The sequence below is a fragment of the Rhizobacter sp. genome (assembly GCF_032229685.1).
In the GTDB taxonomy this organism is placed as follows: domain Bacteria; phylum Pseudomonadota; class Gammaproteobacteria; order Burkholderiales; family Burkholderiaceae_C; genus LMDS01.
In genome coordinates, this window is record NZ_JAVTWP010000031.1 from 227,675 (window position 1) to 241,994 (window position 14,320).

9 protein-coding genes and 3 tRNA genes are annotated in these 14,320 nt (G+C 64.7%); 11 read left to right on the forward strand and 1 reads right to left on the reverse strand.

The window, feature by feature from the left end; all coding sequences use genetic code 11:
* Nucleotides 1-8 precede the first annotated feature (8 nt).
* The 4 genes from lon (at nucleotide 9) to AC30PD_RS12775 (ending at nucleotide 2,893) form a co-directional block, all read left to right on the forward strand.
* Nucleotides 9-2,432, forward strand: a complete 2,424-nt coding sequence (gene lon / locus AC30PD_RS12760; protein ID WP_489536029.1) for an endopeptidase La — start codon at nucleotides 9-11, stop codon at nucleotides 2,430-2,432.
* 75 nt (nucleotides 2,433-2,507) lie between these two features.
* Nucleotides 2,508-2,583: transfer RNA gene (locus AC30PD_RS12765), tRNA-Gly, on the forward strand.
* A gap of 74 nt (nucleotides 2,584-2,657) precedes the next feature.
* Nucleotides 2,658-2,731, forward strand: a tRNA-Cys gene (locus AC30PD_RS12770).
* Nucleotides 2,732-2,801: 70 nt separating this feature from the next.
* A tRNA-Leu gene (locus AC30PD_RS12775) sits at nucleotides 2,802-2,893 on the forward strand.
* Nucleotides 2,894-2,909: 16 nt separating this feature from the next.
* On the opposite strand, the gene murI is transcribed toward AC30PD_RS12775, so the two are convergent.
* Nucleotides 2,910-3,737, reverse strand: coding sequence for a glutamate racemase (gene murI, locus AC30PD_RS12780; RefSeq protein WP_489536030.1), 828 nt, complete (start codon nucleotides 3,735-3,737; stop codon nucleotides 2,910-2,912).
* Between the two features lie 185 nt (nucleotides 3,738-3,922).
* Between murI and AC30PD_RS12785 the strand changes: the two genes are divergently transcribed.
* The 7 genes from AC30PD_RS12785 to lpdA all read left to right on the forward strand — a co-directional run bounded on the left by AC30PD_RS12785 (nucleotide 3,923) and on the right by lpdA (nucleotide 14,314).
* Complete coding sequence (locus AC30PD_RS12785) at nucleotides 3,923-4,672, forward strand: electron transfer flavoprotein subunit beta/FixA family protein (RefSeq protein WP_489536031.1); 750 nt, start codon at nucleotides 3,923-3,925, stop codon at nucleotides 4,670-4,672.
* Nucleotide 4,673: 1 nt separating this feature from the next.
* Nucleotides 4,674-5,609 (forward strand): electron transfer flavoprotein subunit alpha/FixB family protein, encoded by a 936-nt coding sequence (locus AC30PD_RS12790; RefSeq protein WP_489536032.1) that lies wholly within the window; start codon nucleotides 4,674-4,676, stop codon nucleotides 5,607-5,609.
* Between the two features lie 77 nt (nucleotides 5,610-5,686).
* Entirely contained in the window at nucleotides 5,687-7,480 is a 1,794-nt protein-coding gene (locus tag AC30PD_RS12795; RefSeq protein ID WP_489536033.1) for an acyl-CoA dehydrogenase, read from the forward strand.
* Nucleotides 7,481-7,535: 55 nt separating this feature from the next.
* On the forward strand, nucleotides 7,536-8,489 hold the full coding sequence (locus tag AC30PD_RS12800; protein WP_489536034.1) for an NAD(P)H-dependent flavin oxidoreductase: 954 nt from the start codon (nucleotides 7,536-7,538) through the stop codon (nucleotides 8,487-8,489).
* Between the two features lie 214 nt (nucleotides 8,490-8,703).
* On the forward strand, nucleotides 8,704-11,562 hold the full coding sequence (locus AC30PD_RS12805) for a 2-oxoglutarate dehydrogenase E1 component (protein ID WP_489536035.1): 2,859 nt from the start codon (nucleotides 8,704-8,706) through the stop codon (nucleotides 11,560-11,562).
* Nucleotides 11,563-11,604: 42 nt separating this feature from the next.
* Nucleotides 11,605-12,876: a 2-oxoglutarate dehydrogenase complex dihydrolipoyllysine-residue succinyltransferase gene (gene odhB, locus AC30PD_RS12810; RefSeq protein ID WP_489536036.1), complete on the forward strand. Its 1,272-nt coding sequence runs from the start codon at nucleotides 11,605-11,607 to the stop codon at nucleotides 12,874-12,876.
* A 10-nt stretch (nucleotides 12,877-12,886) separates the two neighbouring features.
* Nucleotides 12,887-14,314 (forward strand): dihydrolipoyl dehydrogenase, encoded by a 1,428-nt coding sequence (gene lpdA, locus AC30PD_RS12815; protein ID WP_489536037.1) that lies wholly within the window; start codon nucleotides 12,887-12,889, stop codon nucleotides 14,312-14,314.
* Nucleotides 14,315-14,320: the final 6 nt, after the last annotated feature.

The window sequence follows — 14,320 nt, forward strand, 5'->3', positions numbered from 1 at the left end:
ATTCCTCAATGTCCGGACACCCGATATTGCCTGCTGAACAAATCACGCTGCCGCTGCTGCCGCTGCGCGACGTGGTCGTGTTCCCCCACATGGTGATCCCGCTCTTCGTGGGTCGCCCCAAGTCGATCAAGGCGCTCGAAGTGGCCATGGAAGCTGGCCGCCAGATCATGCTGGTGGCGCAGAAGGCCGCCGGCAAGGACGAGCCCAAGCCCGACGACATGTTCGACGTGGGCTGTGTCTCCAGCATCCTGCAGATGCTGAAATTGCCTGACGGCACCGTGAAGGTGCTGGTCGAAGGCATCCAGCGCGCCAACACGCACAGCATCAGCGACAACGGCGAGTACTTCGTGGCGGACGTGACGCCGGTACCGCCCGAGGCCGAGACCAAGCCCGAGATCGAAGCGCTGCGCCGCGCCGTGACGCAGCAGTTCGACCAGTACGTCAAGCTGAACAAGAAGATCCCGCCCGAGATCCTCACGTCCATCGCAGGCATCGACGATGCCGGCCGCCTGGCCGACACGATCGCCGCGCACCTGCCGCTCAAGCTCGAAAACAAGCAGTCGGTGCTCGACCTGTACGCGGTCGACAAGCGGCTCGAGAAGCTGCTCGAACAACTCGAGCACGAAGTCGACATCCTGCAGGTTGAAAAGCGCATCCGTGGCCGCGTCAAGCGGCAGATGGAGAAAAGCCAGCGCGAGTACTACCTGAACGAGCAGGTCAAGGCGATCCAGAAAGAACTGGGCGACGGCGAAGAAGGCGCCGACATGGAAGAGCTCGAGAAGAAGATCATCGCTGCGAAGATGCCGAAAGACGCGCGCAAGAAGGTCGATGCCGAGTTCAAGAAGCTGAAGCTGATGTCACCGATGTCGGCCGAAGCGACCGTGGTGCGCAACTACATCGACACGCTGGTCAACCTGCCGTGGGCGAAGAAGACCAAGATCAAGCACGACCTGGCGTTTGCCGAGGAAGTGCTCAACGAAGACCACTACGGCCTCGACAAGGTGAAGGATCGCATCCTCGAATACCTCGCGGTGCAGCAGCGCGTCGACAAGGTCAAGTCGCCGATCCTGTGCCTGGTCGGCCCGCCGGGCGTGGGCAAGACCTCGCTCGGCCAGAGCGTGGCGCGTGCCACCGGCCGCAAGTTCGTGCGCATGGCCTTGGGCGGCGTGCGTGACGAAGCCGAGATCCGTGGCCACCGCCGCACCTACATCGGCTCGATGCCCGGCAAGGTGCTGCAAAGCCTGACCAAGATCGGCACCAAGAACCCGCTGTTTTTGCTCGACGAGATCGACAAGCTGGGCATGGACTTCCGCGGCGACCCGTCGAGCGCGCTGCTCGAAGTGCTCGACCCGGAGCAGAACCACACCTTCAGCGACCATTACGTCGAGGTCGACTTCGATCTGAGCGACACGATGTTCATCGCCACCTCGAACTCGATGAACATTCCGCCGGCCCTGCTCGACCGGATGGAAGTGATCCGCTTGTCGGGTTACACCGAAGACGAGAAGGTCAACATCGCGCTCAAGTACCTGCTGCCGAAGCAAGCCAAGAACAACGGCGTGAAAGACGAGGAGATGGAAGTCACCGAGTCGGCCGTGCGTGGCATCGTGCGCTACTACACCCGTGAAGCTGGTGTGCGTTCGCTCGAGCGCGAGATCAGCAAGGTCTGCCGCAAGGTGGTCAAGGCGATCCAGCTCAAGCAGGTCACGAGCAAGGTGGTCGTGACCGAAGAGAACCTGAACGACTACCTGGGCGTGCGCAAGTTCGACTACGGCCAGGCCGAGAAGAAGAACCAGGTCGGGCAGGTGGTCGGCCTCGCCTGGACCGAAGTCGGCGGTGACCTGCTGACCATCGAAGCGGCGGTGATGCCCGGCAAGGGCAACATCATCCGCACCGGTCAGCTCGGCGACGTGATGAAGGAGTCGGTCGAAGCTGCCCGGTCGGTGGTGCGCAGTCGTGCGCGGCGTCTGGGCATCAAGGACGAGATGTTCGAGAAGCGCGACGTGCACATCCACGTGCCCGACGGCGCTACGCCCAAGGACGGCCCGAGCGCGGGTGCGGCGATGACCACGGCATTCGTCTCGGCCTTGACCGGGATTCCGGTGAAAGCCAACGTGGCGATGACGGGTGAGATCACGCTCCGCGGCGAAGTGACAGCCATCGGCGGCCTGAAGGAAAAGTTGCTGGCGGCCCGCCGCGGCGGAATCACCACGGTGTTGATCCCTGAGGACAACGTCAAGGACCTGCAGGACATTCCCGAGAACGTCAAGAACCAGCTGGAAATCGTGCCGGTGCGGTGGATTGATCGGGTGCTGGAGGTTGCGCTCGAACGGGTGCCCGATGCGCTCCCGGAAGACGAGCCCGCGAAGGCCGCTGACGATGCCGCCAAGCCGGCGGTTCCCCCCGCCGGGTCGGAGTTGTTGACTCACTGACGTACAAAAGGCGGCTTGTTGCCAAGAGGCCGCTTATCGGCATATAATGCGAGCTCTGCTGAAAACGCAGAACATGCGGGAGTAGCTCAGTTGGTAGAGCGCAACCTTGCCAAGGTTGAGGTCGAGAGTTCGAGACTCTTCTCCCGCTCCAGATCTGAAAAAGGGAAGCCGAGTGCTTCCCTTTTTCCTGTCTAGAATTGCTGTGCCGGGAAAGCCCGGCATCGTGGCGCGATAGCAAAGCGGTTATGCACCGGATTGCAAATCCGATCAGCCGAGTTCGACTCTCGGTCGCGCCTCCAGTCTCAAGGCCTCGCGTCAATGCGGGGCCTTCGTCTTTCTGGATCGAAGCGGCGCCGATAATCGCGTGCCGCCCGGGTGGTGAAACTGGTATACACAGCGGACTTAAAATCCGCCGCCTCTCGAAAGAGGGCATGCGGGTTCAAGCCCCGCCCCGGGCACCACGCTCTCGCTTGAAGATCAAGGCGTGATGCGCGAAGCCTCGGTCGCCTCGCCGAGCCACGCGCTGGCGATGCGTTTCAATTGATCGGCATCGCCGGTGGTTTGCAACAACAGCGGAGCGGCTTGCTGGCCCGTGCTCGCGACCGACCCGTGTGACTCGCCGATGCGCGCAACCTGGCGCGCCACGGCTGCGGCGGTATCGATGATCTGCACGGTCGCGCCCAGTGCCTCTTGTATCTGGGGCCGCACGAACGAGTAGTGCGTGCAGCCGAGCACCACCGTGTCGACCTCTGCTTCGCGCAGCGGCCGAGTGTGCCGTTCCACCTGCAAGCGCACTTCGCGCGCATCCGCAGAGCCTTGCTCGATCGCCGCCGCCAGGCCGTCACAGGCGCGCAGGTGCAGAGGTACCCGGGGCGCGAGCGACGCGACGAGGCGTTCGAACTTCTCGCTGTTCAGCGTGCCACGCGTAGCCATGACGCCGACGCGCCCGCTGCGTGTGGCCGCGAGCGCCGGCTTGATGCCGGGTTCGACCCCGACGATGGGCATGTTCGGCCAGGCCTCGCGCAACGCTTGCGCTGCGATGGCCGTGGCGGTGTTGCAGGCGATGACGATGATGCTTGCGCCGCTGTCGATCAAGTGCGATGCCACGGCCAGTGACCGAGCCAGCACGTGCGCGTCGCTGCGCTCGCCGTAAGGCGCATGGCCCGAGTCGGCCACATAGTGCAGGTGGGCGCCGGGCCACTGCGCGCGCAGTTCGCGCAGCACCGACAGCCCGCCCACGCCGGAATCGAAGACGCCGATGCGCGAATGGCTGGCGTGTGAAGGAGCAGCGATGTCAGTCGGCATGGGCGAGGCGGGCGCAGTCTAGCAGCGGCGCCGTCGCGCGTTTGACCGTGGCCGGCCGACTCTGGGCTAAAATAGCACGATCGTTCTATTTGGCGTTGTCTGCCCGGCCGAGCTGAGGTTCGGCACGAGGTGCGCGAACTAGAATCAGGCCAACCCCAAAGCCCTATCTCCGAGGAGACCGTCGCATGAAGATCCTTGTTCCCGTCAAACGGGTCGTCGACTACAACGTCAAGGTTCGGGTCAAGTCCGACGGCACCGGCGTCGACATCGCGAACGTCAAGATGAGCATGAACCCCTTCGACGAAATCGCCATCGAAGAGGCGGTGCGGCTGAAGGAGAAGGGTGTCGCGACCGAAGTGATCGCCGTGTCGTGCGGCGTCACGCAGTGCCAGGAAACGCTGCGCACCGCAATGGCGATCGGTGCCGACCGCGCCGTGCTCGTCGAGACGACGGAAGAGTTGCAACCACTGGCCGTGGCCAAACTGCTCAAGGCCCTGGTCGACAAGGAACAACCCGGCTTGGTGATCCTCGGCAAACAAGCCATCGACGACGATTGCAACCAGACCGGCCAGATGCTTGCCGCGCTCGCCGACCTGCCGCAGGCCACGTTCGCGTCCAAGGTCGAATTGACGGCCGATTCGGTCAGCGTCACACGAGAAGTCGATGGCGGCTCCGAAACCCTGAAGCTCAGCTTGCCGGCCATCGTCACCACCGACCTGCGCCTGAACGAGCCGCGCTACGTGACGCTGCCCAACATCATGAAGGCCAAGAAGAAGCCCATGGACATCGTCAAGCCTTCCGACCTCGGCGTCGACGTGAAGGCGCACCTGAAGACCCTGAAAGTCAGCGAACCGCCCAAGCGCAGCGCCGGCATCAAGGTGCCCGACGTGGCCACGCTGGTCTCGAAACTCAAGAACGACGCAAAGGTGATCTGAGATGGCAACGCTTGTGATTGCTGAACACGACAACAACACCGTCAAGGGTGCGACCCTGAATACCGTGACCGCTGCGCTGCAATGCGGTGGCGACGTGCACGTGCTGATCGCCGGCGCCAACGCCACAGCGGCAGCCACCGCGGCGAGCCAGATCGCCGGTGTGAGCAAGGTGCTGCACGCCGATGCTGCGCAACTCGACCACGGTCTGGCCGAGAACATCGCGGCCCAGGTGATCGCGCTCGCCAAGAACTACAGCCACATCCTGTTCCCGGCCACGGCGGCCGGCAAGAACGTGGCCCCGCGCGTGGCCGCCAAGCTCGACGTGGGCCAGATCTCCGACATCACGAAGATCGACAGCCCCGACACCTTCGAGCGCCCGATCTACGCCGGCAACGCGATCGCCACGGTGCAGAGCCTCGACGCGATCAAGGTGATCACCGTGCGCACCACCGGCTTCGATCCGGCGGCCGCGACGGGTGGCTCCGCGGCCGTCGAGAGCGTCGCCGCGGCGGCCGACTCCGGCAAGAGCAGCTTCGTCGGCAGCGAGATCGCCAAGAACGACCGCCCCGAACTCACCGCCGCGAAGATCATCGTCTCGGGCGGCCGCGCGCTCGGCAGCAGCGACAAGTTCAACGAAGTGCTCACGCCGCTGGCCGACAAACTCGGTGCCGCACTCGGTGCGAGCCGCGCCGCTGTCGACGCCGGCTACGCGCCGAACGACTGGCAAGTGGGCCAGACCGGCAAGATCGTCGCGCCGCAGCTCTACATCGCGGCTGGCATCAGCGGCGCGATCCAGCACTTGGCGGGTATGAAAGACAGCAAGGTGATCGTCGCGATCAACAAAGACCCGGAAGCGCCGATCTTCAGCGTGGCCGACTATGGGCTCGAGGCCGACCTGTTCACCGCCGTGCCCGAACTGGTGGCTGCGCTCGGCTGACACGCGCACCGACAAGGCATGACCCACAGGGCGCGCAACGCGAGTTGACGCGCCCTCATTGCATCTGGAGACACACGATGAGTTACCGCGCCCCCGTCAACGACATGCTGTTCTGCATGAAAGAACTCGCCGGCCTTGAAGACGTGGCCAAACTGCCCGGCTTCGAAGAAGCCGGCATCGAAACTGCGCAAGCGGTGCTCGAAGAGTGCGCCAAGTTCAACGAAGGCGTGGTTGCGCCGTTGAACTGGGAAGGCGACAAGAACCCGTCGTCGTGGAAAGACGGCGTGGTCACCACGACGCCCGGCTTCAAGCAGGCATTCCGCCAGTTCGGTGAAGGCGGCTGGCAGGGCCTGCAGCACCCGGCCGATTTCGGTGGCCAGAACCTGCCCAAGACCATCGGCGCGGCCTGCATCGAGATGCTGAACAGCGCGAACCTGAGCTTCGCGTTGTGCCCGCTGCTGACCGACGGTGCCATCGAAGCCTTGCTCACCGCAGGCTCGCCCGAGCAGCAGTCGCTCTACCTGCCGAAGATGATTTCCGGCGAATGGACCGGCACGATGAACCTGACCGAGCCACAAGCTGGCTCCGACCTGGCCCAGGTGCGCACACGCGCCGAGCCGCAGCCCGACGGCAGCTTCAAGATCTTCGGCACCAAGATCTTCATCACCTACGGCGAGCACGACATGGCGCCGAACATCGTGCACCTGGTGCTGGCGCGCGTGGTCGGCGCACCCGAAGGCGTGAAGGGCATCAGCCTGTTCATCGTGCCCAAGTTCATGGTCAAGCCCGATGGCTCGCTCGGCGAGCGCAACGACGCGCACTGCGTCAGCATTGAACACAAGCTCGGCATCAAGGCCAGTCCCACGGCCGTGTTGCAGTTCGGCGACCACGGCGGCGCCATCGGCCAGCTGATTGGTGAAGAGAACCGCGGCCTCGAGTACATGTTCATCATGATGAACGCGGCACGCTACGCGGTCGGCATGCAGGGCATCGCGGTGGCCGAGCGGGCCTATCAGAAAGCGGCGGCTTTCGCGAAAGAGCGTGTGCAGTCACGACCGGTCGATGGCTCGCTGCCGGGCAGTGGCCCGATCATTCACCACCCCGATGTGAAGCGCATGCTGATGACGATGCGTGCGTACACCGAAGGCTGCCGCGCGATGGCGATCACGGCGGCCGCGGCCTTCGACGCCTCGCACCACCACCCCGATGCCGAGGTGCGCAAACAGAACCAGGCCTTTTACGAGTACATGGTGCCGCTCGTGAAGGGCTACAGCACCGAGATGAGCGTCGAGGTCGCGAGCCTGGGCGTGCAGGTGCACGGCGGCATGGGCTTCATCGAAGAGACCGGTGCGGCGCAGCATCTGCGCGACTCACGCATCCTGCCGATCTACGAAGGCACGACCGCGATCCAGGCCAACGACCTGGTCGGGCGCAAGACCGCGCGTGATGGTGGGCGCACACCCAAGGCGATCGCCGCGCAGATGAAGGGCACCGAGAGCGAACTGGCGAAGCACGACAGTGCTGCGGCGCGCTCGATGCTGAAGCGCCTGCGCGCCGGGCGCGAAGCCTTCGAGCAGGTCGTCGATTTTGTGGCTGGCAACACCAAGGCCAGCCCGAATGCCGTCTTCGCCGGGTCGGTGCCCTACCTCATGCTGGCCGGCAACGTGGTTGCCGGCTGGCAGATGGCGCGCGCTCTCGTGATCGCCGAAGATCAGCTCGCGAAGGGAGAAGGCGACGCGGCATTCCTGAAAGCCAAAGTCGCCACCGCGCACTTCTACGCCGAGCACCTGCTCAACAAGGTGCCGGGGCAGCGCGACTCGATCGTCGACGGTGCCGAGAGTGTCAACGCGCTGGCGCTCGATTCTTTCTGAAGCGCGCCGCGATTCATCCACCCACCAACCCGCGACGCGGGTGAAAGACAGAACCATGCCCTTGCCCGGAGTTCTTGCGTCCCTGCCGCTGCCCATCATCGGCGCACCGCTGTTCATCATCAGCAACCCCAAGCTCGTGATCGAGCAGTGCAAGGCTGGCGTGGTCGGCTCCATGCCCGCGCTCAACGCCCGCCCCGCCGCGCAACTCGACGAGTGGCTGGCCGAGATCACCGAAACGCTGGCGGCCTACAACCAGGCGAACCCCGGCAAACCCGCTGCGCCGTTCGCCATCAACCAGATCGTGCACAAGAGCAACGACCGGCTCGACCACGACATGCAGCTGTGCGCCAAGTACAAGGTGCCGATCGTCATCACATCGCTCGGTGCCCGCACCGACGTGAACGACGCCGTGCACGCTTGGGGCGGCGTGGTGATGCACGACATCATCAACAACTTCTTCGCGAAGAAGGCGATCGAGAAGGGTGCCGACGGCCTGATCGCCGTGGCCGCCGGCGCTGGCGGCCACGCCGGCGTGAAGAGCCCGTTCGCGCTGATCCAGGAGATCCGCGAGTGGTTCGACGGCCCGGTGGCGCTGAGCGGCTCGATCGCCAGCGGCGGTGCGGTGCTGGCAGCGCGCGCGATGGGCGCCGACTTCGCCTACATCGGCTCGGCCTTCATCGCGACCGACGAAGCGCGCGCGGTCGAAGGCTACAAGCAGGCCATCGTCTCGGGCAGTTCCGACGACATCGTCTACAGCAACCTCTTCACCGGGGTTCACGGCAACTACCTGAAGGCCTCGATCACGGCGGCCGGGCTCGACCCCGACAACCTGCCCGAAAGCGACCCGAGCAAGATGAACTTCGGCGGTGATGCGAAGAAGGCCTGGAAAGACATCTGGGGCTGTGGCCAGGGCATCGGCGCGATCAAGAGCGTGCAACCGGCGGGCGAGATGATCGCGCGCCTGGCGCGCGAATACCACGCCGCGCTTGAGCGCGTGGCGGCGCGTTGATCGCGCTACAACACTGCCTTCGACCGTCTGTTCCTTCGACCGGGGCTGCACCCTGCGGTGGTAAAGTCGCGTTCCTGACTTGAACATTTAGGTCCTTCCCGTCCCCTCGCCGGCAACTGCGAGGCGGGTCGCTTGTCCGCCAGTGGCGTAGCCGCGTCGCGGAAGGTTTTTCAACCCACTACAGCACCGGAAACCGGTGTGAAAGGTGAGCGAGATGATGCAGGAATCCAGGGCGAATTCGTACCTGTTCGGGGGCAATGCGCCCTACGTCGAAGAGATGTACGAGGCCTACCTCGACAACCCGGGCTCGGTGCCCGAGAACTGGCGCAAATACTTCGACGCGCTGCAGCACGTGCCTGCGGTCGACGGCTCGAACGCCAAGGACGTGGCCCATGCGCCCGTCGTCGAATCCTTCGCGCAGCGGGCCAAGGCTGGCACCTTCGGCAGCAAGGCCTCCACCACCGACCTGGCCATTGCTCGCAAGCAGGTTCACGTGCAGTCGCTGATCGCGGCTTATCGTTTTCTCGGCTCGCGCTGGGCCGACCTCGACCCGCTCAAGCGCCAGGAGCGCCCCAAGATCCCCGAGCTCGAGCCAGCGTTCTACGATCTGAGCGAGTCCGACATGGACATCGCCTTCAGCGCGACGAACACCTACTTCTCGACCGCCGAGAGCATGACGCTGCGCGAAATCGTGCAGGCGCTGCGCGAAACCTACTGCGGCTCGATCGGCGCCGAGTACATGCACATCACCGAGCCGGTCGAGAAGCGCTGGTGGCAGGAACGTCTCGAGTCGATCCGCTCCAAGCCCAGCTTCTCGGCTGACGAGAAGAAACACATCCTCGACCGCCTGACCGCGGCCGAAGGCCTGGAGCGCTACCTGCACACCAAGTACGTCGGCCAGAAGCGCTTCTCGCTCGAAGGCGGCGAGAGCTTCATCGCGTCGATGGACGAACTGGTGCAGCGTGCAGGCACCAAGGGCGTCCAGGAGATCGTGATCGGCATGGCCCACCGCGGCCGGCTGAACGTGCTCGTCAACACCCTGGGCAAGATGCCCAAGGACCTGTTCGCCGAGTTCGACCACACCGCGCCCGAGAACCTGCCCTCGGGCGACGTGAAGTACCACCAGGGTTTTTCGAGCGACATCACGACCGATGGCGGCCCGGTGCACCTGAGCCTCGCGTTCAACCCCTCGCACCTCGAGATCGTGAACCCGGTCGTCGAAGGTTCGGTCAAGGCCCGCCTCGATCGCCGCGGCGACAAGGAAGGCGACACCGTGCTGCCGATCATCGTGCACGGCGACGCGGCCTTCGCCGGCCAGGGCGTGGTGATGGAGACGCTGGCGCTGGCGCAGACGCGCGGCTACTACACCGGTGGCACGGTGCACGTCGTCATCAACAACCAGATCGGCTTCACCACCAGCGACCCGCGCGATTCGCGCTCCACGCTGTACTGCACCGACGTCGTCAAGATGATCGAGGCACCGGTGTTGCACGTGAACGGCGACGATCCGGAAGCGGTGGTGCTGTGCACGCAACTCGCGCTCGACTACCGCCAGGAATTCAACAAGGATGTGGTCGTCGACATCGTCTGCTTCCGCAAGCTCGGCCACAACGAGCAGGACACACCGGCGCTGACCCAGCCGCTGATGTACAAGAAGATCGCCCAGCACCCCGGCACGCGCAAGCTCTACGGCGAAAAGCTGGTGGCGCAGGGCGTGCTGCCGGCCGACGGCCCCGACGCGATGGTCAAGGCGCTGCGCGCCGCGATGGACGCCGGCAAGAGCACCTACGACCCGGTGCTCACCAACTACAAGAGCAAGTACGCGGTCGACTGGGCCCCGTTCCTCGGCAAGAAGTGGACCGATGCGGCCGACACGGCGCTGCCGCTGACCGAGATCAAGCGCCTGGCCGAGCGCATCACCACCATCCCGAGCACCTTCAAGGCGCACACGCTGGTCGAGAAGGTGATCGCCGACCGTGCGGCCATGGGCCGCGGCGAAGTCAATGTCGACTGGGGCATGGGCGAGCACCTCGCGTTCGCTTCGCTCGTGGCCAGCGGGTATGCGGTGCGCCTGTCGGGTGAAGACTGCGGCCGCGGCACGTTCACGCACCGTCACTCGGTGCTGCACGACCAGAACCGCGAAAAGTGGGACGAAGGCACCTACACGCCGCTGCAGCACGTGGCCGACGGCCAGGCGCCGTTCGTGGTGATTGACTCGCTGCTCTCCGAAGAAGCAGTGCTCGGCTTCGAGTACGGCTACGCGTCGGCCGAGCCGAACACGCTGGTGATCTGGGAAGCGCAGTTCGGCGACTTCGTCAACGGCGCGCAGGTCGTGATCGACCAGTTCATCGCGTCGGGCGAGGTGAAGTGGGGCCGCGCCAATGGCATCACCTTGATGTTGCCGCACGGTTATGAAGGGCAGGGGCCCGAGCACAGTTCGGCGCGTCTCGAGCGCTTCATGCAACTTGCCGCCGACAACAACATGCAGGTCGTGCAGCCCACGTCGGCGAGCCAGATCTTCCACGTGTTGCGCCGGCAGATGGTGCGCATGTTCCGCAAGCCGCTCATCATCATGACACCCAAGTCGCTGCTGCGCGCGAAGGATGCGACCTCGCCGCTGTCCGACTTCACCAAGGGCGAATTCCGGACCGTGATCGGCGAGGTCAGCGCCGAGGTCAATGCCGAGAAGGTCAAGCGGGTGATCGCCTGCTCGGGCAAGGTCTACTACGACCTCGTGAAGGCGCGCACCGAGCGCAAGAACGGCGACGTGGCGATCATCCGCGTCGAGCAGCTCTACCCGTTCCCGCACAAGGCGTTCGCGGCCGAGATGAAGAAGTACCCGAACGCGACCGAGGTCGTGTGGTGCCAGGACGAGCCGCAGAACCAGGGCGCCTGGTTCTTCGTGCAGCACTACATCCACGAGAACATGGCCGACGGGCAGAAGCTCGGCTATGCCGGCCGCCCGGCTTCTGCTTCGCCTGCGGTGGGCTATGCGCACCTGCACCAGGAGCAGCAGAAGGCGCTGCTCGAGCAGGCCTTCGGCAAACTCAAGGGCTTTGTGCTCACGAAGTAAGCCGCGCCGCTTCGCACCTCCAAAATTCAGAGAAGAAATCAAATGGCCATCGTAGAAGTCAAAGTCCCGCAGTTGTCAGAGTCCGTCGCCGAGGCGACCTTGCTGCAGTGGAAGAAGCGCCCCGGTGAACGTGTCGAGATGGACGAGATCCTCGTCGAGATCGAAACCGACAAGGTCGTGCTCGAAGTGCCGGCACCCGCCGCTGGCGTGCTCGCGCAACTCGTCAAGAACGACGGCGAGCAGTGCGTTGCCGAAGAAGTGATCGCGAAGATCGACACCGAAGGCGTCGAGGCGACCAGCCCGCTCGAAGTCAAGCCCGTGCCGGCCGGCGAACCTGCGCCCGGAGCCACCCCCGGCGTCACGCCGCCGCCCGCCAAGGATGCAGCCTCGAACGCGCCGGCAATGCCCGCCGCCGCCAAGCTGATGGCCGACAACCGCATCCCTGCGGGGACGGTCGCCGGCACCGGCAAGGATGGCCGCGTCACCAAGGGCGACGTGCTCGCGTCGATCGAGGCGGGCACGAAGCCGGTGGCGATGACGGCGCCGGTCGTGGCCGCGGCACCGAAGGCCGCGTTGCCCACGGTCGCTGCATCGCCTGTTCCGTCGCTGGGCGACCGACCCGAGCAGCGTGTGCCGATGAGCCGTTTGCGCGCGCGCATCGCCGAGCGCCTGGTGCAATCGCAATCGACCAACGCGATCCTGACCACCTTCAACGAAGTGAACATGGCGCCGGTGATGGAAATGCGCAAGCGCTTCCAGGAGAAGTTCGAGAAGGAACACGGCGTCAAGATCGGCTTCATGAGCTTCTTCGTGAAGGCGGCGGTGGCCGCACTGAAGAAGTACCCGATCATCAATGCCTCGGTCGACGGCAACGACATCGTGTACCACGGCTACTTCGACATCGGCATCGCCGTCGGTTCGCCGCGCGGCCTGGTCGTGCCCATCCTGCGCAACGCCGACCAGATGAGCTTCGCCGACATCGAGAAGAAGATCTCCGAATACGGCAAGAAGGCGGCCGAAGGCAAGCTCTCGCTCGACGACCTGACCGGTGGCACCTTCTCGATCAGCAATGGCGGCACCTTCGGTTCGATGCTGTCCACGCCGATCATCAACCCGCCGCAGTCGGCGATCCTCGGCGTTCATGCGACGAAAGACCGCGCGGTGGTCGAGAACGGCCAGATCGTGGTGCGCCCGATGAACTACCTGGCGATGAGCTACGACCACCGCATCATCGACGGCCGCGAAGCGGTTCTTGGCCTCGTCGCGATGAAGGAAGCGCTGGAAGATCCGGCTCGCCTCCTGTTCGACATCTGAGGCCACGAGCATGAGCAAACAATTCGACGTGGTCGTCATCGGCGGCGGCCCGGGCGGGTATATCGCCGCCATCCGCGCAGCGCAGCTCGGTTTCAACACCGCCTGCATCGACGAGTGGAAGAACGAGAAGGGCGGCCCGGCCCCGGGCGGCACGTGCACGAACGTGGGGTGCATCCCATCGAAGGCCCTGCTGCAGTCGAGCGAGAACTTCGAGCAGGCAGGCCACCACTTTGCCGAGCACGGCATCGGTCTCACGAACCTGACGATGGACGTGAGCAAGATGCTCGGCCGCAAGAACACCGTCGTGAAGCAGAACAACGACGGCATCCTGTACCTGTTCAAAAAGAACAAGGTGACGTTCTTTCATGGCCGCGGTTCATTCGTGAAAGCCGCCGACGGTGCGGTCGAGATCAGCGTGGCCGGTGACAAGCCCGAGACACTGATCGCCAAGCACGTGATCGTCGCCACCGGTTCCAACCCGCGCGCCTTGCCGGGCGCGGCTTTCGACGAAGAAAACATCCTGTCGAACGACGGCGCGTTGCGCATTCCGGCGGTGCCCAAGACCTTGGGCGTGATCGGCTCCGGCGTGATCGGCCTCGAGATAGGTTCGGTCTGGCGCCGCCTCGGTTCTGAAGTCACGGTGCTCGAGGCCTTGCCGGTGTTTCTGGGCGCGGTCGACGAGCAGATCGCCAAGGAAGCTCACAAGGCCTTCACGAAGCAGGGCTTGAAGATCAACCTCGGCGTGAAGATCAGCGCCGTCACGTCGACCAAGAAGGGTGTGACGGTCGCGTATGCCGACGCGTCGGGCAAGGAGCAGAAGCTCGAGTGCGAGAAGTTGATCGTCTCGATCGGCCGCGTGCCGAACACGATCGGCCTCAACGCTGAAGCGGTCGGCCTCAAGCTCGACGAGCGTGGTTTCGTGGCCGTCGACGACGACTGCAAGACCAACCTGCCGAACGTGTGGGCGATCGGCGACGTGGTGCGTGGCCCGATGCTCGCGCACAAGGCCGAAGAAGAGGGCGTGGCGGTGGCCGAGCGCATCGCCGGCCAGCACGGCCATGTCAACTTCAACACGGTGCCCTGGGTGATCTACACCTCGCCCGAGATCGCCTGGGTCGGCCAGACCGAGCAGCAGCTCAAGGCGTCGGGGCGCGCCTACAAGGCCGGCAGTTTCCCGTTCATGGCCAACGGCCGCGCGCGTGCGCTCGGCGACACGACCGGCATGGTCAAGTTCCTGGCCGACGCGAAGACCGACGAGATTCTCGGCGTGCACATCGTCGGGCCGATGGCCTCGGAGCTGATCGCCGAGTCGGTGGTGGCGATGGAGTTCAAGGCCTCGGCCGAAGACATCGCGCGCATCTGCCACGCTCATCCTTCGTTGAGCGAATCGACCAAGGAAGCCGCGCTCGCGGTCGACAAGCGCAGCCTGAACTTCTGACAGCGC